At 74.5% G+C, this 16910-nt stretch carries 14 protein-coding genes and 2 tRNA genes; 6 read left to right on the top strand and 10 right to left on the bottom strand.

Annotated features, from left to right (window positions below; translation table 11 throughout):
• The first annotated feature begins 130 nt into the window (after positions 1-130).
• The 3 genes from aroA (at position 131) to ACH4PY_RS18000 (ending at position 3051) form a co-directional block, all read left to right on the top strand.
• Entirely contained in the window at positions 131-1546 is a 1416-nt protein-coding gene (gene aroA, locus ACH4PY_RS18010; RefSeq protein ID WP_398182967.1) for a 3-phosphoshikimate 1-carboxyvinyltransferase, read from the top strand.
• 3 nt (positions 1547-1549) lie between these two features.
• Positions 1550-2566 (top strand): ribosome small subunit-dependent GTPase A, encoded by a 1017-nt coding sequence (rsgA, locus tag ACH4PY_RS18005; protein WP_398182964.1) that lies wholly within the window; start codon positions 1550-1552, stop codon positions 2564-2566.
• A gap of 161 nt (positions 2567-2727) precedes the next feature.
• Entirely contained in the window at positions 2728-3051 is a 324-nt protein-coding gene (locus ACH4PY_RS18000; RefSeq protein WP_398182961.1) for a DMT family transporter, read from the top strand.
• Positions 3052-3138: 87 nt separating this feature from the next.
• Here the strand turns inward: ACH4PY_RS18000 and ACH4PY_RS17995 are convergent, their stop codons facing one another.
• A complete protein-coding gene (locus ACH4PY_RS17995; RefSeq protein WP_398182958.1) occupies positions 3139-3708 on the bottom strand; it encodes a TetR family transcriptional regulator in 570 nt (189 codons plus the stop codon).
• A 159-nt stretch (positions 3709-3867) separates the two neighbouring features.
• Here ACH4PY_RS17995 and hisN point away from each other — a divergent pair, with 159 nt between their 5' ends.
• Positions 3868-4668 carry a histidinol-phosphatase gene (gene hisN, locus ACH4PY_RS17990; protein WP_398182955.1) on the top strand — a complete coding sequence of 267 codons (801 nt, stop codon included), beginning with the start codon at positions 3868-3870 and terminating at the stop codon, positions 4666-4668.
• Positions 4669-4880: 212 nt separating this feature from the next.
• On the top strand, positions 4881-5279 hold the full coding sequence (locus ACH4PY_RS17985) for a cyclic nucleotide-binding/CBS domain-containing protein (protein WP_398182952.1): 399 nt from the start codon (positions 4881-4883) through the stop codon (positions 5277-5279).
• A gap of 56 nt (positions 5280-5335) precedes the next feature.
• On the opposite strand, the gene ACH4PY_RS17980 is transcribed toward ACH4PY_RS17985, so the two are convergent.
• The 5 genes from ACH4PY_RS17980 to ACH4PY_RS17960 all read right to left on the bottom strand — a co-directional run bounded on the left by ACH4PY_RS17980 (position 5336) and on the right by ACH4PY_RS17960 (position 12680).
• Positions 5336-6529, bottom strand: a complete 1194-nt coding sequence (locus ACH4PY_RS17980; RefSeq protein ID WP_398182949.1) for a hypothetical protein — start codon at positions 6527-6529, stop codon at positions 5336-5338.
• A gap of 234 nt (positions 6530-6763) precedes the next feature.
• A tRNA-Met gene (locus ACH4PY_RS17975) sits at positions 6764-6840 on the bottom strand.
• A gap of 165 nt (positions 6841-7005) precedes the next feature.
• Positions 7006-9105, bottom strand: coding sequence for a tetratricopeptide repeat protein (locus ACH4PY_RS17970; protein WP_398182946.1), 2100 nt, complete (start codon positions 9103-9105; stop codon positions 7006-7008).
• Between the two features lie 454 nt (positions 9106-9559).
• Positions 9560-9636 (bottom strand) — tRNA-Met (locus tag ACH4PY_RS17965).
• Between the two features lie 41 nt (positions 9637-9677).
• Positions 9678-12680: a UPF0182 family protein gene (locus ACH4PY_RS17960; RefSeq protein ID WP_398183417.1), complete on the bottom strand. Its 3003-nt coding sequence runs from the start codon at positions 12678-12680 to the stop codon at positions 9678-9680.
• A gap of 144 nt (positions 12681-12824) precedes the next feature.
• Here ACH4PY_RS17960 and ACH4PY_RS17955 point away from each other — a divergent pair, with 144 nt between their 5' ends.
• Positions 12825-13391 (top strand): PPA1309 family protein, encoded by a 567-nt coding sequence (locus tag ACH4PY_RS17955; protein WP_398182944.1) that lies wholly within the window; start codon positions 12825-12827, stop codon positions 13389-13391.
• 90 nt (positions 13392-13481) lie between these two features.
• Here ACH4PY_RS17955 and ACH4PY_RS17950 read toward each other — a convergent pair whose 3' ends face one another.
• The 4 genes from ACH4PY_RS17950 to ACH4PY_RS17935 all read right to left on the bottom strand — a co-directional run bounded on the left by ACH4PY_RS17950 (position 13482) and on the right by ACH4PY_RS17935 (position 16770).
• On the bottom strand, positions 13482-14567 hold the full coding sequence (locus ACH4PY_RS17950; RefSeq protein WP_398182941.1) for a PDZ domain-containing protein: 1086 nt from the start codon (positions 14565-14567) through the stop codon (positions 13482-13484).
• 70 nt (positions 14568-14637) lie between these two features.
• Positions 14638-14829 (bottom strand): hypothetical protein, encoded by a 192-nt coding sequence (locus ACH4PY_RS17945; protein WP_398182938.1) that lies wholly within the window; start codon positions 14827-14829, stop codon positions 14638-14640.
• 170 nt (positions 14830-14999) lie between these two features.
• Positions 15000-15539, bottom strand: coding sequence for a molybdenum cofactor biosynthesis protein MoaE (locus ACH4PY_RS17940; RefSeq protein ID WP_398183415.1), 540 nt, complete (start codon positions 15537-15539; stop codon positions 15000-15002).
• Positions 15540-15666: 127 nt separating this feature from the next.
• Positions 15667-16770, bottom strand: a complete 1104-nt coding sequence (locus ACH4PY_RS17935) for an SDR family oxidoreductase (protein ID WP_398182935.1) — start codon at positions 16768-16770, stop codon at positions 15667-15669.
• Positions 16771-16910: the final 140 nt, after the last annotated feature.

Below are 16910 nucleotides of genomic sequence, written 5' to 3'. Positions count from 1 at the left end.
CGATGACCGTACGCGACCGCGGAATCAGAGCTTCCGGTCCTGATGGCCACCGTATGACCGCAGGTTTCCGGGAGGTTTCGACGTATTCGCCAACTTATCCCCCCGTACCCGAGCCACTACGCTGGGGCTCATGAGCGACAGCGCCGCGCACTCCCCCCTCTGGTGGGCCGCCCCCACCGCGCCGGGCGCCGTTGACGCGACCGTCACGGTGCCGGGATCGAAGTCGGTGACCAACCGTGCCCTGGTGCTCGCCGCGCACTCCGCGGAACCCGGATGGGTGCGCCGCCCGCTGCGCAGCCGGGACACCGTCCTGATGGCGGAGGCGCTGCGCGCCATGGGCGTCCAGATCGACGAGACCGTCAACCCCGACGGCGGCGAGGCCTGGCGGATCATCCCCGCCGGGCTGTACGGCCCGGCCACCGTGGACGTCGGCAACGCCGGGACGGTGATGCGCTTCCTGCCGCCGGTCGCCGCGCTCGCCGACGGCCCGGTCCGCTTCGAGGGCGACGCCCGGGCGTACGAGCGCCCGCTGCACGGCGTGATCGACGCGCTGCGCGCCCTGGGCGCGCGGATAGACGACGAGGGCCGCGGCTCGCTGCCGCTGACGGTGCACGGGGCCGGGTCGCTGACCGGCGGCGCGGTGGACGTCGACGCGTCGTCCTCGTCGCAGTTCGTCAGCGCGCTGCTGCTGTCCGGGCCGCGCTTCAACAAGGGCCTGGAGGTGCGGCACACTGGCCGCACCCTGCCCTCGGTGCCGCACATCCGGATGACGGTCGACATGCTGCGCAAGGCCGGCGCCCGGGTCGACGCCCCGGAGGACGGCGGCGCCCCGAACGTCTGGCGGGTCACCGCGGGCGCGCTGCTCGGGCGCGACCTCACGGTGGAGCCGGACCTGTCCAACGCCGCGCCCTTCCTCGCCGCCGCGCTCGTGACCGGCGGCAAGGTCACCGTGCCGGGCTGGCCGCGCCGCACCACCCAGCCGGGTGACGCGCTGCGGGAGATCTTCACCCGGATGGGGGGCGCGTACGAGCAGAGCGACGGCGCGCTGACCTTCCGCGGCACCGGCCGGATCCGCGGCATCACCGCCGACCTCGGCGCGGTCGGCGAACTGACCCCGGTGATCGCGGCCGTCGCGGCGCTGGCCGAGGATCCGTCGGAACTGACCGGCATCGCCCATCTGCGACTGCACGAGACCGACCGGCTCGCGGCGCTCGCCAAGGAACTGGGCGCGCTCGGCTGCGACGTCGACGAGACCCCGGACGGGCTGCGCATCCGCCCCCGCCCGCTGCACGGCGGCGAGTTCCGCACGTACGACGACCACCGGCTGGCCACCGCGGCGGCCGTGCTGGGCCTGGCCGTGGACGGGATCTGGGTGGAGAACGTGGCGACGACCGGCAAGACCCTGCCGGACTTCCCCGAGCTGTGGACGGCGATGCTGGGCGGCGGCGACGTGGCCGAGGGCGACGCGACGGGCGGGGCCGCCGCGGCCCAGGCAGAGAAGGCCGCCGGTCCCGGCGGCCGTACGGGTACGGCGGGGCGGGGCTGAGCAGTGCGGCGTTACGGCAAGAACCCGGACGAGGACGACGTCAGAGTCCGCCCCAACCGCAAGGGCAGCCGCCCGCGGACCAACATCCGCCCGCAGCACGCGGACGCCGCCGAGGGCATGGTGCTCACCGTCGACCGCGGGCGGCTCACCGTCCTCGTCGGCGACCGCGAGATCACCGCGATGAAAGCGCGGGAGCTGGGCCGCAAGTCCGCGGTGGTCGGCGACCGGGTCGCGGTCGTCGGCGACCTGTCGGGCGCCAAGGACACGCTCGCCCGCATCGTCCGGGTCGAGGAGCGCCGTTCGGTGCTGCGCCGCACCGCGGACGACACCGACCCCTACGAGCGCGTCGTGGTCGCCAACGCCGACCAGCTGGCCATCGTCACCGCACTGGCCGACCCCGAGCCGCGCCCCCGCATGATCGACCGCTGCCTGGTCGCCGCGTACGACGCCGGGCTGCGGCCGCTGCTGGTGCTCACCAAGTCCGATCTCGCCCCGCCCGGCCCGCTGCTGGAGACGTACGGCGCCCTGGACCTGGACTACGTCGTGACCAGCCGCGACACCCTGCCGACCGGGGGCGCGGACGCGGTGCGCGAGCTGCTCGCCGGACGCGTCACCGCCTTCGTCGGACACAGCGGCGTCGGCAAGACCACGCTGGTCAACGCGCTGGTGGAGCGGCAGCGCACGACCGGCCACGTCAACGCGGTCACCGGCCGCGGCCGGCACACCACCACCTCCGCGCTGGCCCTGCCGCTGCCCGGCGACGGGCCGGAGGGCGAGGCCGGATGGGTGATCGACACCCCCGGCGTACGCTCCTTCGGGCTGCACCACATCGACCCCTCCCGTGTCATCCACGCCTTCCCGGACCTGGAGCCCGGCACGGTGGACTGCCCGCGCGGCTGCTCGCACGACGAGAAAGACTGCGCGCTGGACGCCTGGGTGGTCGCCGGACACGCCGAACCGGCCCGGCTCGACTCGCTGCGCCGCCTGCTGGCCACCCGGGAGCGGCGCGAGGGCGACTGACCGGTACGGTTTGGGCGTCCGCTCCACTTTCGGCCGCGCTGTGTGATGATCGGCAGCGCACGTGGGGACGAGCGGCAGCAACCCGCGTGCGCGGCGGTGCGACAGCTGCGTGCCGCGCGCGGTGAACGAGCCGACGAACGAGCCGAAACGGAGGCGCCCGGATGGCCTGGCTCCTGGTGGTGGTCGCGGGTCTCATGGAGACCGGCTTCGCGGTCTGCCTGAAGCTGTCCCACGGCTTCACCAGGCTGTGGCCGACGATCGCCTTCGCGGCGTTCGCGCTCGCCTCCTTCGGACTGCTGACGCTGTCTCTGAAGAAGCTGGACGTCGGCCCCGCCTACGCGGTGTGGACCGGCATCGGCGCCGCGGGCACCGCGATCTACGGCATGGCCTTCCTGGGCGACCTGGTCTCGTCGCTCAAGCTCGCCTCGATCTCGCTGGTCATCGTCGGCGTCATCGGCCTGCAGATCTCCGGCTCCTCGCACTGACACCGGCGGCCGGTCGCTCCGGTCCCGCCACGTACGGCCGCGTCGCGTACGGCCGCATCGCGTACGGCCGCGCCACCCGCGGCCGCGTCACCTGCGGCCGTGTGCGGGCGGGTCGAGCAGGCCGCGGATCAGCTGGCCGATCCGCAGGCACGACTCCTCGTCGTCGGCGGCCGGCGCGATCACGTACGACAGCGTGAGCCGCAGCGCCGCCTCGCACGCCCAGCCGACGTCCTCCGGGAGCAGCCGCGGGCAGCCGTCGACCAGGACGGCGACCGTACGGGCGTGCACCGCGGCCACCAGCCCGGCGCCGGGGACCGGGGAGCCCGCCGGGCCCGGCCCGGTCAGCGCGGCGTGCAGCAGCGGGCTGCGGCGGGCGCTGCGCAGCGTCCACCGCGCGGCGGCCGCGAAGCACTCCCCCGCGTCGGCGCCCGCGCACCGGGCCGAGGCCAGCGCGCCGTCCAGGCCCGTCAGGAAGTCCTCGGTCTCGCGCCGGGCGAGCGCCTTGGCCAGGCCGTCCTTGCTGCTGAACTCGTTGTAGAGGGTCTGCCGGGACACCCCGGCCGCGGCGGCCACCTCGGTCATGCGCACCGCCGCCCAGGGCCTGTCGCCGAGCGCGGCGAAGGCAGCGTCCATGAGTGCGTCTCGCGCGGTAGGCATCGGCGCCTCCAGGCGGTGCCTCCGGGCCGCCACGGCGGGCGGCGGGTCGGACGGACAGGCCGTACGGGGAGAATTGACGCACCACCAGGGCCTGTCAAGGCCTCGCGTCACGGGCCGGTGGCGGCCGGGCGCGCACCCCGCCGCGCTACTGTTCGGCACATGCCCGACTACAACGACGACCTTCGGCTCGCCCATGTGCTGGCCGACGCCGCCGACGCCGCGACCATGGCCCGCTTCCGGGCACTCGACCTCAAGGTCGAGACCAAGCCGGACCTGACGCCGGTCAGCGAGGCCGACAAGGAGGCCGAGGAGCTGATCCGCGGGCAGCTCGCCCGTGCCAGGCCGCGCGACGCGGTGCTCGGCGAGGAGTACGGCAGGACCGACGGCGCCGGTTCGCGCCGCTGGATCGTCGACCCCATCGACGGCACGAAGAACTACGTGCGCGGGGTGCCCGTGTGGGCCACCCTGATCGCGCTCGTGGTGCGCGGCGAGCAGGGCGACGAGGGCGTGGTCGGCCTGGTCTCCGCCCCGGCGCTCGGCCGCCGCTGGTGGGCCGCCGCGGGCAGCGGCGCGTTCACCGGGCGCAGCCTGACCTCCGCGAGCCGCATCCACGTCTCGAAGGTCAACCGCCTGGAGGACGCGTCCTTCGCGTACGCCTCGCTCGGCGGCTGGGAGGACCTGGGCCGCCTCGACAACTTCCTCCACCTGTCCCGCAACTGCTGGCGGACCCGCGGCTACGGCGACTTCTGGCCCTACATGATGGTGGCCGAGGGCTCCGTCGACATCTGCGCCGAACCCGAGCTGAGCCTGTGGGACATGGCGGCGAACGACGTGATCGTCCGCGAGGCGGGCGGCCGCTTCACCTCCCTGGCCGGGACGCCGGGCCCCTTCGGCGGCAACGCGGCCGCCTCGAACGGCCTGCTGCACGACGAGCTGCTGGGCTACCTGGGCGACTCCTGACCCCACCCCCGGCGCGGAGGAGCGCGCCGCGCCGGGAGAGCACCTCCGCGCGCGGGCCGCGGGCGCCGCGCGCCTCCTTCCCTCCGCGGGCCGTGCGTGTAACTATGTAAGCGCCGCCGCTTGTGAACTTGTGAAGGCTTTCACGGGCATTCCACAGGAACGCAGCCGGTCCGGCACGCATGTCCGCCGCACAGCCAGGAGGTGCCCTACCCATGCTGGTCCGCGACGCGATGAGCACGGTGGTTCTCACCATCGGCCCCGCACACACGCTCCGCCAGGCCGCCCAGTTGATGTCCGCCCGCCGGGTCGGCGCGGCCATCGTCCTCGACGCCGACAACGACGCCTGCGGGCTCGGCATCCTCACCGAACGCGACGTCCTCGACGCGGTCGGCGCGGGCATGAGCCCCGACGAGGAACCGGCCCACGCCCACACGACGACCGACGTCGTCTTCGCCGCGCCCCAGTGGACGCTGGAGGAGGCGGCCGCCGCGATGGTCCGCGGCGGGTTCCGCCACCTCATCGTCCTCGACGGCCCCGCCCCGGTCGGCGTCGTCTCCGTCCGCGACATCCTCCGTGTCTGGGCTGCCGCCGGCTCGCCGGTCGCGGTGTAGGACCTCCCCCCGCGGAGGGGCCGCGCCCCGAGAACGCTCGCCCCGCGCGGCAGAGTTCACAGGCGGGCCGCGGCGCGGCGGACCGCGGGTTCGGGGCGGACGGAACCGAGCCAGCGGATCTCCGCCGGGACCCCGCCCGCGGCCCGCGCGGCGAACGCGGCGAAGACCTCCCGGGCGACCCCGGGGTCGGAGTCGTGGGCCAGCGGCCCGAGCAGGGCCACGAGTTCGGCCCGCGGCGCCAGCCGCCCCACCGCGTGGACCGCGGCACGCCGCACCGCCGCGGGCGCGGACCGCCGCCGGTCCAGCAGCCGCATGAGCACGGGCACGTCCCCCGCGTCCCCGCACTCCCCGAGCCCGGCCGCGAGGCCGGCCAGGTGCCGGGCGGGTGTCGTCCGTCCCGCGCGGGCGATCTGCCGCCGGTAGACCGCGGAGGGCGGCTCACCGCGCCCGTACAGCAGCCAGCGGGCTGTCGCCCGTACGATGCGCGCGCGGTCCGCGAGCGGGGCGACCAGTCGGGTCGCGGGCACGTCCAGGGGCAGCGCCGAGACCGCGAGTTCACGCACCCCCGCGTCGCGGGCCTGGAGGAGCCGGGCCGCCTGGCCGGGGTCGAGGTCGAGCAGGCGCTGCGCGCACAGCGTGCGGCACTCGTGGTCGTGGTGGTGCAGCGCCGTGCTGAGCAGGTCGCCGCACGCGTACTCCCCCACCTCCACGGCGAGTGCGAGGCCGAAGCGACGGGCGGGCCCGTCCGGATCCGCCGCGAGCGCCCGCAGGGCCCGCCGGTACGGGGGGCGGCACAGCAGCCCGCGGTAGTCGCTGAGCAGCGCACCCGTACGGCGGCGGCCCGCGAGCCGCAGCAGCACGCGGACGGCGGCGGCCACCTCGTCGGGGGCGCTGCGGGCGAGCAGCGCGGCCGTCGCCCGGGTCCGTACGGGCTCGACCCAGTCCGCGCTGCGCAGCGCCAGGCCCGCGGCGGCCGCGGGCCCGCCGCGGTCGGCCAGCCCCGTGACGGCGGCCTCCCGTACCCGGCCGTCGGGCGCGAACGACCGCAGGAGCAGGGCGAGTACGTCCCAGCCCGCCGCCTGCGGGGTGTCGGCGCGGCGAGCGGCACGGTCGAGGCGCAGCAGCAGCCGGGGCGGGGCCGCGCTCAGCGCGGCAAGGGCGGCCGCACGCTCGAACGGTGCGCCCTGGGCGGGCAGATCGAGCAACCGGTGGAGCAGCACCTCCGCGTCCGCGGCCCGGCCGCACTCCACCTCCCGGCACCACGCGGCCCAGCGTGCGCCGGCCTCGGCGGCCGCCGTGCCCCGATCGCGCCGATCCCGACTCCGCAGCCACCGCCACACGCGCGCCTCCTGAGGATCCGTCAGTTCATCCTCTCTTCAGCATTCCCTTTCGGGGTGCCCGCCTCCACCTGATATGCCCGGACTTTGCCCGAAGCAGAACAAAAAACGAAGGCCCGGAGGCAGATGCCTCCGGGCCTTCGTCCGTGGTAGCGGGGACAGGATTTGAACCTGCGACCTCTGGGTTATGAGCCCAGCGAGCTACCGAGCTGCTCCACCCCGCGTCGTTGTGCTTTTACCTTAGCGGAGGGCTTTTGATCAGCGCAAATCCGCTGGGCCGCGGGGCGGACGATTCAGGCCGCGCCTGCGCCGTGAGGCGCCCCGCGGCGCAGGCGTGAGCCCGGCCCGCCCCCGCGGCGCAGGCGTGAGCCCGACCCGCCCCCGCGGGGCTACGCCGTGAGTTCGCTCGTCAGGGCCGCCGTCAGGCGGGTGGCGCGTTCGGCGACCTCGGCCGGGCCGCAGGCCACCGCGCGGGCGCACCAGGTCTGCGCGTCGGCGAGGCGCCCGTGGCGGGCGGAGAGCAGGGCGAGGCGCAGGGCCGCGCGGCCGTGGCCCGCGTCGGCGGCGCGGGTCCACCACAGCGCGGCCTCGGGCTCGCTGCCCTCGCGGGCCAGCAGCAGGCCGAGGTTGAAAGCCCCGTTGCGCGAACCGGCCTCCGCCGCCAGGCGGTACCAGTGCGCGGCCAGCTCGATGTCGCCGCGCTGCGCGGCGGTCATGCCGAGCCGGACCTGCGCGCGGCTGTGCCCTTGCCGCGCCGCCCGCTCGTACCATTCCGCCGCCTCGTCGCCGAAGACCTCCGCGCCCTCGAACTCGCGGGCGCGGGCGTCGAGCAGCGCGCCGAGGCGGAAGGCCGCCTCGGGGCTGCCGCCGCCCGCGGCGCACCGCAGGTGGCGTTCGGCGCCGTGGTGGTCGCCCTCGTGCTGCAGGGCGATGGCCACCTGGAGGGCGGCTCCGGCGTGCCCGGCCGCGGCGGCACGGTCGTACCAGATCCGCGCGGCGGCGGGCTCGTCGCGCCCGGCGTGGAGGATGCCGAGGTTGAAGGCGGCGTCGATGCTGCCGGCCTCCGCGGCCTTGGAGAACCACGGCTCGGCGCCGTCCGCGTCGCCGTGCTGGAGCAGCAGGACGGCGAGCGCGTTGGCGGCCTCGCGGTGTCCGGCGTAGGCGGCCTTGCGGTACCACTGCTCGGCCTGCGGGGCGCGGCCCTGACCGGCGCAGAGCAGGCCGAGGTTGTAGGCCCCGTTGATGTCGCCGGCGTCCAGGGCGGCGCGGTACCACCGCTCGGCGGTCTGCGGCTCGCCCTCCTGGGCGTGCAGCGCGCCGAGCGCGTTGGCCGCGTTGCCGTCCCCCGCCTGGGCGGCGCGGCGCCACCAGGTGGCGGCCTGGTCGAGGTCGCCGGCGTCGCGCAGCAGGAAGCCGAGGGCGCACGCGGCCTTGGCCTCGCCGTCGCGCGCGGCGGTGAGGTACCAGTGCGCGGCCTCCTTGGTCTCGCCGCGCTCCTCCAGCAGGTTGCCGAGCCGCAGGGCGGCGCGGCGGTGGCGGCGGGCGGCGGACTGTCGGAACCACTGCTCGGCCTCGTGGCTCTCGCCGCGGGCCGCGCAGAAGCGGGCGAGGCGGTAGGCGGCCTCGCGGTGGCCGTGCTCGGCGGCGGCGCGGAACCACCGCTCGGCGGCGCCGTCGCGGCGGTGGTCGAGCAGGTCGGCGAGCGCGTAGGCGCCCAGGACGTGGCCGGACTCGGCGGCCTGGCGCAGCCAGTACTCGGCGCCGGGCTCGTCGCCGCGTTCGCGGTAGTGCCGCCCGAGGGCGTGCGCGGCCGCGGCGGAACCGGCGACGGCGGCGATGCGCCACCATCCGGCGGCCTCGTCGGCACGGCCGCGCTGGTGCAGCAGCAGGCCCAGGTTGTTGGCGGCGGCGCGGTCGCCGTGCTGGACGGCGGCGCGCAGGTACGGTTCGGCGCCGTCGAGGTCGCCGCGGCGCAGCAGCAAGGTGCCGAGCGCGCTCATCGCGCCGGGGTCGCCGCGTTCGGCGGCGCGCCGGTGACGGGCCTCTATCTCGGCTTCCTCGCGCAGCGCGAGGGTGTCCTCGTCGGGCAGCTCGAAGGGCGTGTCGGCGTCCGCCTCGGCCGCGGCGGGCGCCGGTCCGGCGGCCCGCGCGATGTCGGAGGCGGTGAGCGCGGTGGGCACCCCGGCGGGTACGCCCGCACCCGCGCCCTGTCCGGCGGGCAGCGCGGTACCGCGCTCGGGCGTCTTCCCGGCGAAGGCACCCTCGGCGAGGACGCCGGGCTCGGCGGGGCGCGGGGCGGGGACCAGGGCGGCGACGGGTGCCGTAATGGTGAGCGGGGCGGCCGGGCCGGCGGGCACGGCGGCGGGCGCGCCCGGGGCCGGGGCCTCCGGGGCGCTCGGGTCAGTGGCGGCGGGCAGCACGAGCTCGCCCGCCGGACCGTGGCGACCACGGTTCTGACGAGTGTTCAGCAGTCTTGCACCATCCCCCATGAGCTCCATCGTCGCACCACCCGCTAACGGCGTACACCTGGTATACCCCAACCCGCCGGTCTCTACAGCGTTTTGTCGACTTCCCGACATGGCGTCACACGAAACGCTCCTTCCCCGGATTCATCCGAACAAGCGAAGAGGCCCGAAGTCGCTTGACTTCGGGCCTAGTTCATGCGGCAGCAGGGACTGGCAGCGGACCCGCGGTTTTCCGGGCCGCGAGCCCGGTACGCCGCGCGTTCGCCGGGCCACTGCGCCCCGCGTCGATCGCTCGAGGGCAATCTAGCAGAGCTTCGCACCTCCGCGTCACGGGCGTTCACGCTCCGTCATCACCCGTCTGCCGCAGCGCGGAAGCGGCGGGCCCGCGCCGCCGCGCCCCGCACGAGCGGGGGTCGCCCGACGGGACGCCCACCACGCACGAGACCCCCTCCGGCCGGAAGCCGGAGGGGGTCTCGATTGGTAGCGGGGACAGGATTTGAACCTGCGACCTCTGGGTTATGAGCCCAGCGAGCTACCGAGCTGCTCCACCCCGCGTCGTTGTGTTCTCACCGTATCACGGAGTGCCCGCCGCTCTTTCAGTCTTTTCCACCCGCCCCCGCGGAAACCCCCGGGGTGGCCGTGGGCTGCTCCGCCGGAGCCTCGGGCGTCGCCGGAGCCTCGGGGGTCGCCGGAGCCTCGGGGGTCGCCGTGGCCTTCTCCGCCGTGCGCGCCTTCGACAGCGCCGCGTCCAGCCGTCGCTGGGCGGCGTCGTAGGCGGCCCGGTCGCCCTTGCGCTCGGCGGCCTGCCGGTCGGCGTAGGCCTGCTGCGCGTCGTCGAGGGCCTGGTCGAGCGTGGCGTCCTGGTCCGTCCCGGGTGTGGCGGCGGTCTTGGACGCGGCGGGTCCGAGGAGGTCGTCGAGGGCCTGGTCGAGCGTCGGCCGGTAGCTGGTGCGGTCGCCGTAGACGGCGGCGACGCTGACCAGCTGCGGGTAGTCCGCCTTGGCTGCGCGCGCGTAGACCGGCTCGACGTAGAGCAGGCCGCGGTCCAGCGGGATGGTCAGCAGGTTGCCGTGGACGACGGTGGAGTCGGCGCCGAGGCGGGTGAGCTGGTCGGCGGCCGGGGCGGAGCGGCCCGCCGCGTCGATCGCGGACTGGACGGCCGCCGGGCCGTCCGCGTCCGCCCCCGCGGATATCCGCAGCAGCCGGATCGTGCCGTAGTCGGGGCTGGTGGCGTCGGCGTCCACGGCCATGAACGCGCTCATGTTCTCCCCCTTGGCGGGAGTGAAGGTGCTGGTGAGCGAATACGTCTTGGCGCTCGTGCCGCTTCCGCCGCCGCTGCCGCCGGGCATCCGCAGATCCAGGTAGTACGGCGGCACCGCCTTGCCGGCCTTGGCCGCCGCCGGGTCGTCCGGCACGTCCCACACCTGGCCGGGCGCGCGGAAGTCCGCGGCCTTGGTGACGTGGTAGGTCGTGAGCATCTCGCGCTGCACCTTGAACAGGTCCTGCGGATAGCGCAGGTGGGGCAGCAGCCCGGCGGGGATGGCCGCCTTGGGTTCGACGGTGTGCGGGAAGGCCTTCATCCAGGTCTTGAGCACCGGGTCCTGCTCGTCCCACTGGTAGAGGGTGACCGTGCCGTCGTAGGCGTCGACGGTGGCCTTCACCGAGTTGCGGATGTAGTTGACCTCGTTCTGCCCGCCCAGGACCTGGCGGCGGTTGTCGGTGAGCGAGTCGGACGTCGCGTCGGCGAGGGTGGTGCGGCTGGCGTAGGGGTAGTCGTCGCTCGTGGTGTAGCCGTCCACGACCCACAGCACCTTGCCGCCGACCACCGTGGGGTAGGGGTCGCCGTCGATCGTCAGCCAGGGCGCGACGGCCGCGACGCGCTCCTTGGGGGTGCGGTTGTAGAGGATCTTCGCGTTCTTGCCGATGGCGTCGGAGTACATGATGCGCGGCTCGCCGAGGCTGATCGCGTACGCGGCGCGCGTGAGCGGGTTGCTGAGGCTGACACCGCCCTTGCCCTGGTAGGTGGTCGTCCCGCCGCCCTTGGTGCCGCCGGGGTAGTCCATCTCCTGGGTGCCGCCGCCGACGATGGCGTACTGCCGGGTCTGCTCGCCGAAGTAGATCCGCTGCTGGTAGTCGCCGGAGGGGCCGAGCGCGCTGGTGTCCTGGTCGCCGAAGAGCGGGGTGCCGTCGCTGCTGGTCGTGCTGCCGTCGGCGGTGACGACGCCGTACCCGTGGGTGTAGACGAGGTGGTCGTCGGTCCAGTCGCCGTGCGGTATGCCGTCGCTGTTGAGTTCGCGGACGCCGACGACGGTGTCTTTGCTGGTGCCGCCGTCCTGGTAGTGGTCGACGTCCAGGGTGGAGGGGAACTCGTAGGAGGAGCTGCCGCGCTGGAGCGTCTGGAAGGCGGGCGAGACCACCTTGGGGTCCAGCACCGTGGGGCTCGCCGCGTCGGCGGCCTGCTGGCGCAGGCTGCCGTCGGCGGCGCCCGTCCCGGCGGCGTCGGTGGCGGTGGACGACGCGGGGGCGGCCGGGTACTGCGTGACCTGGGCGTCCGCCAGGCCGTACGCGGCCCGGGTCGCGTCCAGGTTCTTCTGCACGTAGGGCGCCTCCTTGGCGGACTCGTGCGGCAGCACCTGGAACTTCTGCATGACGGCCGGGTAGAGCCCACCGATGAGGATCGCCGAGAGCACCATCAGGCCGAAGCCGACGGTCGGCAGCGTCCAGGTGCGGCGCCACGCGGTGGCGAAGAAGAGCAGCGCGCAGATCACGGCGATGCCGCAGAGGATCGTCTTGGCCGGCAGGTAGGCGTTGGCGTCGACGTAGCGCAGGCCCGTCCAGCCGCGGGCGGTGCGGTAGCCGCCGGAGCGCACGGCCAGGGCGTAGCGGTCCAGCCAGTAGGCGGCGGCCTTGAGGGACACGAACAGGCCCAGCAGGATCGCCAGGTGCGCGGTGGCGGCCCCGGTGGCGCGCGCACCCGGCGAGGTGAGGCGCACCCCGCCGTAGAGGTAGTGCACCACCGCGGCGGCGACGAGGGAGAGTACGACGACCGCGAAGCCGAAGCCGACGAGGAAGCGGTAGCAGGGCAGCTGGAAGGTGTAGAAGGACACGTCCTTGTGGAACTGCGGGTCCTTGGTGTGGAAGGGCGTCGAATGCGCCATCAGCAGCCAGGAGCGCCACTGGGTGGCCGCCGCGCTGCCCGAGATGATGCCGAGGGCCCCGCAGATCCCGGTGAGCACCCACACCCGGTAGGGCGCCAGGCCCATCCGGTAGCGGTCCAGGCTCTGCTCCTCGCTGGACATGGCGCTCAGCGGCGGGCGCAGCCGGTAGGCGAGGTACATGTTCAGGCCGACGCCGAGGGCCATCAGCAGGCCGAAGCCGACGAAGAGCGCGGCCTTGGTGCGGGTCATGGTGGAGAAGACCGAGGAGTAGTGCACCGAGCGGTACCAGAGCAGGTCGGTCCACAGGCCCGAGAAGGTGACGAGCCCGGTCATCAGCACAGCCAGGACACCGAGGACCACGATGAGCGCGACGGCCGCGCGGGAGCGGCGCACGGGCCTCCGGCTGTGCCCTGCCGCCCCCGCGCCGCCGCGGTCGGGCATCTGGAATACCAAGGGTTGCGCACCTCGAATAGTGGCGAATGTCGGCTTTTGTCCGCTGGTCCCGGGTCGGACTCCCACACATGCAACTTCACCACGCTTTGGCCGGTTCCCGATTCCGGCAGGGGAAGGGGGAGGATACGCACCATGTCCAACAACGCGACCGATGGAACGCCGCTCGCGGCGAACCCGCTGACCCGTGCCGTCCTGGAGATCGACGACTACGCCTCCGGCCTCGGCTGGGACCAGCCCGCCCGGCTGTTCGCCCTTGTCGACACCGCGCAGCTGAGGGCCCAGGAGCCCGCGCTCGCCGCGCAGCTCGGCCTGGCGGGCGAGGAGGCGGCCGCCGCCGCGGGGGCCCTCACCCCGATCGAGCAGGACGAGCTGCCGGAGGGCGCGCCGCTCGACGAGTTCCTGGCCACCATCGCCTGGCCCGACGTGATCACCGGCTGCGCCCTGACCGTGGAGCGGCTGATGCTGCCGCCGTCCGCCGAGGCGGCGATCCCGAAGGGCATGGACGACGCGTCGCTGTCCGCCTGGGTGGCCGCGCACCCGGAGCGGCAGGAGGTGCGCATGACGGTCGCGGTGCTGCGGGACGGCGCGCGCGAGTCGGCGGTGCGGCTGCGGTCGAAGGACACCGCGTCGGAGGTGCTGACCGGCGGCGGCCTGGTGCCGGGGCTCGCGGACGCGCTGTCGGCGACGTTCGAGGCGTAGCGCGGGCGCGTACCGCCACGGGCGGCACGTATGTGACGGGCTGCGCATACGGCCGGGGGCTGCGCTTACTGCCGCGGGTGCGGCGGTGCGTCAGCTCTTCGTGCAGCTGGGCAGCGCCTTGGTGTTGCCGGACTTGATGTTCGCCAGCGCCTGCACCGCGTCGTCCAGGGTCGTGATCTTGACCAGGGTGAGGCCGCCGGGGATGTCCTTGGCGGCCTCACCGCAGTTGTCGGCGGGCGTCAGGAAGTACTGGGCGCCCTTGTTGCGGGCGCCGATCGTCTTGAGGCTGATGCCGCCGATCGGCCCGACAGTGCCGTCGTCGTCGATCGTGCCGGTGCCCGCGACGAAGTGGCCGCCGGTCATGTTGCCGGGGGTCAGCTTGTCGATGATGCCCAGGGCGAACATCGTCCCCGCGCTCGGGCCGCCGACGTCCGCGAGCTTGATGTCGATGGCGAACGGGAAGAGGTGCTCGACCCCGGCCTGGATGCCCACCACGGCCCGCTTGGGCCCGGTGTCGGCGGACTGCCGGGCGGTGACCGTGACCTTCTCGCCGGGCACGTCGTCCACCGCCTTGCCCTTGGCCTGCGCCGCGGGGACGACGGTGAAGACCACCGGCTCGCCCGGCTTGTGCTTGGTGACCAGCGTCGCCACGTCGTCCGGCTGCTTGACCTCGGTGCCGTCGACGGCCTTGATCACGTCGCCGGCGTGCAGCACGCCCTGCGAGGCGCCGCCGCTGACCACCGCGGCCACCACGACGCGGGACGGGACGGGGATGTTCAGCTCCTTCAGCGCCGCCACCTTGGCGCTGTCCTGCGACTGCGTGAACTCCTCGGCGTTCTGCTGGTCGGCCTGCTCGGCCGTCTGGCCCTTGGGGTAGAGCGTGTCGTGCTCGACGACCTTGTCGTCGTGCCGCAGCCAGCCGAAGACCGACTCGACCAGGTTCATGTGGTAGTCGGCCCCGGTGACCCGGACCGTGGTCATGTTCAGGTGCCCGTCGGCGGGGTAGGTCTTGCGCCCCGAGATCTGGATCACGGTGTCGCCGCCGTAGGTCCCCAGGGTGTTCACCGTGGGGCCGGGTGACATCTCCGAGTAGGGCGTCGGGACGAGCAGCGCGACGCCGAGCAGCGCTATCAGCGTGAGCGTCGAGGTGATCAGCGTCGCGGTACGACTGGGCATGGAACGACAGTACGTGACCGGTGTGCGGTCCGGCCCCCCGGGTGAGCCCGGAAGGGTAGCCGGGCGGGCCTCAGACGGGCTCGGCGTCGGTCTCGTCCGTCTCGCCCTTGCCGATCGTCAGCTGCGGCCGCTCGCCGGGCTGCATGGCCGTGCGGAAACGCTCGTAGCCCGCCAGTGACGCGCCGTCGGAGTTGGTGCGGCCGCGGGCCGCCCAGCGCGCCCAGACCACGGCGACCAGCACACCGAACAGGGGAATGACCAACCACGCAAGTGCCGCCACGGCGAACTCCCGACCCGACGCATGACGAAATCGTCACATACCGACCTATGAGCAGATTAACCACCCACCAGGTCAACGCTCGGCCGGGGCGCGGGGTTACGCAACCGGAATTCCCCCTGGCAGCCGACCGCCCGCGGCGCGGGACGGGGCGGTCAGACGCCGACCCACTCCTCGGTGCCGTCGGCGAAGGTCTGCTGCTTCCAGATCGGCACCTGGCTCTTGAGGTCGTCGATGAGCCTGCGGCTCGCCGCGAAGGCCTCGCCCCGGTGCGGGCACGACACCGCGACGATCACCGCGAGGTCGCCGACCCGCAGTTCGCCCACCCGGTGGACGGCGGCCAGCGCCGTGACCGGGAAGTCGGTCGCGACCTTCTCCGCGACCTGGCGCAGCGCCTCCTGCGCGGTGGGGTGCGCGGTGTACGTCAGCCCGGTCACCGCGGCGCGGGCGCCGCCGTCGTGGTCGCGCACCGTCCCGACGAACAGCGTCGTACCGCCCGCCGCGTCGTCGCCGACCGCCGTGACGACCTCGTCCACGGACAGCGGGGTGTCGCGGACGGCCAGCAGCCGGATCGGCCCGGCGGCGTCGGTGCGGTCGGCCGCTCCCCCGCGGTCGGCGGCCGCTCCCCCGCGGTCGGCGGCCGTTCCTCCACGGTCGGCGGCGTCACTGCGGTCGGCGGGGTCGGTGGGTGTCATACCAGCCATGCTTCCTCATCCTCCCGCGCCGCGGAAAGCCGCTTCCGGTGCGGCCCCGCCTCCCCCGGCCTCCCCCCGCCTCCCCCGCTGCCCGCCCGTGCCCCGTCCCGCCCCCGGTCCCGCCCGCTCAGATGCCGCGCCGCTTGCGCGCCCGGCGGACCAGCGCCGCCGTGCCGACCAGCGCGACCGTGGCGCCCGCCGCGCCCAGCGTCGTGGCGTCCTTGCGGCCGAGCCGCCGCCCGGCCACCGAGTTGCGGCCCGCGACCTCCTTGAGCAGCTCGGCGAGCACCTCCTCGTTGGTCCACCGCGGCCGCCAGCCCGCCTCGTGCAGCCTGCTGCCGCTGACCACCCACGGGTGCATGGTGTAGGCGAGGTCGCCCGCGGGCGAGGGTGTCAGCCCCAGCCGGTGCAGCCGGGAGGCGGCGCCGAAAGCGATGGCGGGCGGCAGTTCCATGCGCCGGATGCCGCTCAGCTCCTCGACCTCCTCCTGCTCCAGCCAGCCGTCGCAGCCGACGGCCATCTCCCCCTCGACCTTCTCCAGCACCGCGTATTCGAGCGCCGACACCAGGTCCTCGACGTGGCAGAACTGCCAGCAGGGGCGGCTGCCCGCGACGACCAGCAGCCGTGGCGACTCGAAATACCTGGTCAGGGCGGTGTCTGTGCCACCGACCAGCACCGCGGGGCGCAGGATCGTGACGTTCAGCCCGGGGTGCGCGCGGGGGGCGCGGCGGCCCAGCCGCTCGATCTCCAGCAGATCGTCGACGAAGCTGGCCTCGGACGTGGCGCGCAGCGGCGCGTCCTCGGCGAGCGGCACGTCGTTGTCGGCCTGGGCCCCGTAGACCATCGCGGAGGTGCACAGCACGACCCGGCGCACCCCGGCCGCCGCGGCGGCGGTGAGCACGGTCTGGGTGCCGCGCACGTTGAAGGCCGAGCGGGCCTTGGGGTCGGACTCCAGGTCGAGGTCCACCGCGAGGTGCACCACCACGTCCGCGCCGCGCAGCCGCTCGGCGATGGCCGGGTCGCGCACGTCGAGCACGCGCCACGCCGCCTCGGGCACCTCCCCGCGCCGCTCGTCGATCGCCAGCACCTTCCTGACCTGGTCGGACTCGGTCAGGCGGCGGGCCAGCGCGAGCCCGACGCCGGACGCGGCACCGGTGACGGCGACCACCGGTCCCGTACCGCCGCGGGCGGCGCTCCGCTCTGGGCGAACGTGTCCATCTGGGGAACTCACCGGGTGTCTCCCACGGTTGTCTCAGTTACGTACGCGGCCTTGCGTACGCGGCCCGTACCCGCCACGCACGCAGCCATCCTGCCGGACAGGTGTCTAGGCTTGGAGGTACAGCCCATCACACCCGGCCGACCACGACAGCC

The sequence above is a fragment of the Streptomyces sp. NPDC021224 genome, assembly GCF_044332905.1.
Taxonomy (GTDB): Bacteria; Actinomycetota; Actinomycetes; order Streptomycetales; family Streptomycetaceae; genus Actinacidiphila.
The sequence above is the reverse complement of the archived record's forward strand: the minus strand, read 5'-3'. Positions and strand labels throughout refer to the sequence as shown.

Excerpts from the sequence above, each read along its gene's own strand:
- ACH4PY_RS17940 (WP_398183415.1), bottom strand. The coding sequence starts at position 15,539 with ATGACACCCACCGACCCCGCCGACCGCAGTGACGCCGCCGACCGTGGA.
- ACH4PY_RS17970 (WP_398182946.1), bottom strand. The coding sequence starts at position 9,105 with ATGGGGGATGGTGCAAGACTGCTGAACACTCGTCAGAACCGTGGTCGC.
- ACH4PY_RS17985 (WP_398182952.1), top strand. The coding sequence starts at position 4,881 with ATGCTGGTCCGCGACGCGATGAGCACGGTGGTTCTCACCATCGGCCCC.
- ACH4PY_RS17995 (WP_398182958.1), bottom strand. The coding sequence starts at position 3,708 with ATGCCTACCGCGCGAGACGCACTCATGGACGCTGCCTTCGCCGCGCTC.
- ACH4PY_RS17950 (WP_398182941.1), bottom strand. The coding sequence starts at position 14,567 with ATGCCCAGTCGTACCGCGACGCTGATCACCTCGACGCTCACGCTGATA.
- ACH4PY_RS17955 (WP_398182944.1), top strand. The coding sequence starts at position 12,825 with ATGTCCAACAACGCGACCGATGGAACGCCGCTCGCGGCGAACCCGCTG.
- ACH4PY_RS18000 (WP_398182961.1), top strand. The coding sequence starts at position 2,728 with ATGGCCTGGCTCCTGGTGGTGGTCGCGGGTCTCATGGAGACCGGCTTC.
- aroA (WP_398182967.1), top strand. The coding sequence starts at position 131 with ATGAGCGACAGCGCCGCGCACTCCCCCCTCTGGTGGGCCGCCCCCACC.
- ACH4PY_RS17960 (WP_398183417.1), bottom strand. The coding sequence starts at position 12,680 with ATGCCCGACCGCGGCGGCGCGGGGGCGGCAGGGCACAGCCGGAGGCCC.
- hisN (WP_398182955.1), top strand. The coding sequence starts at position 3,868 with ATGCCCGACTACAACGACGACCTTCGGCTCGCCCATGTGCTGGCCGAC.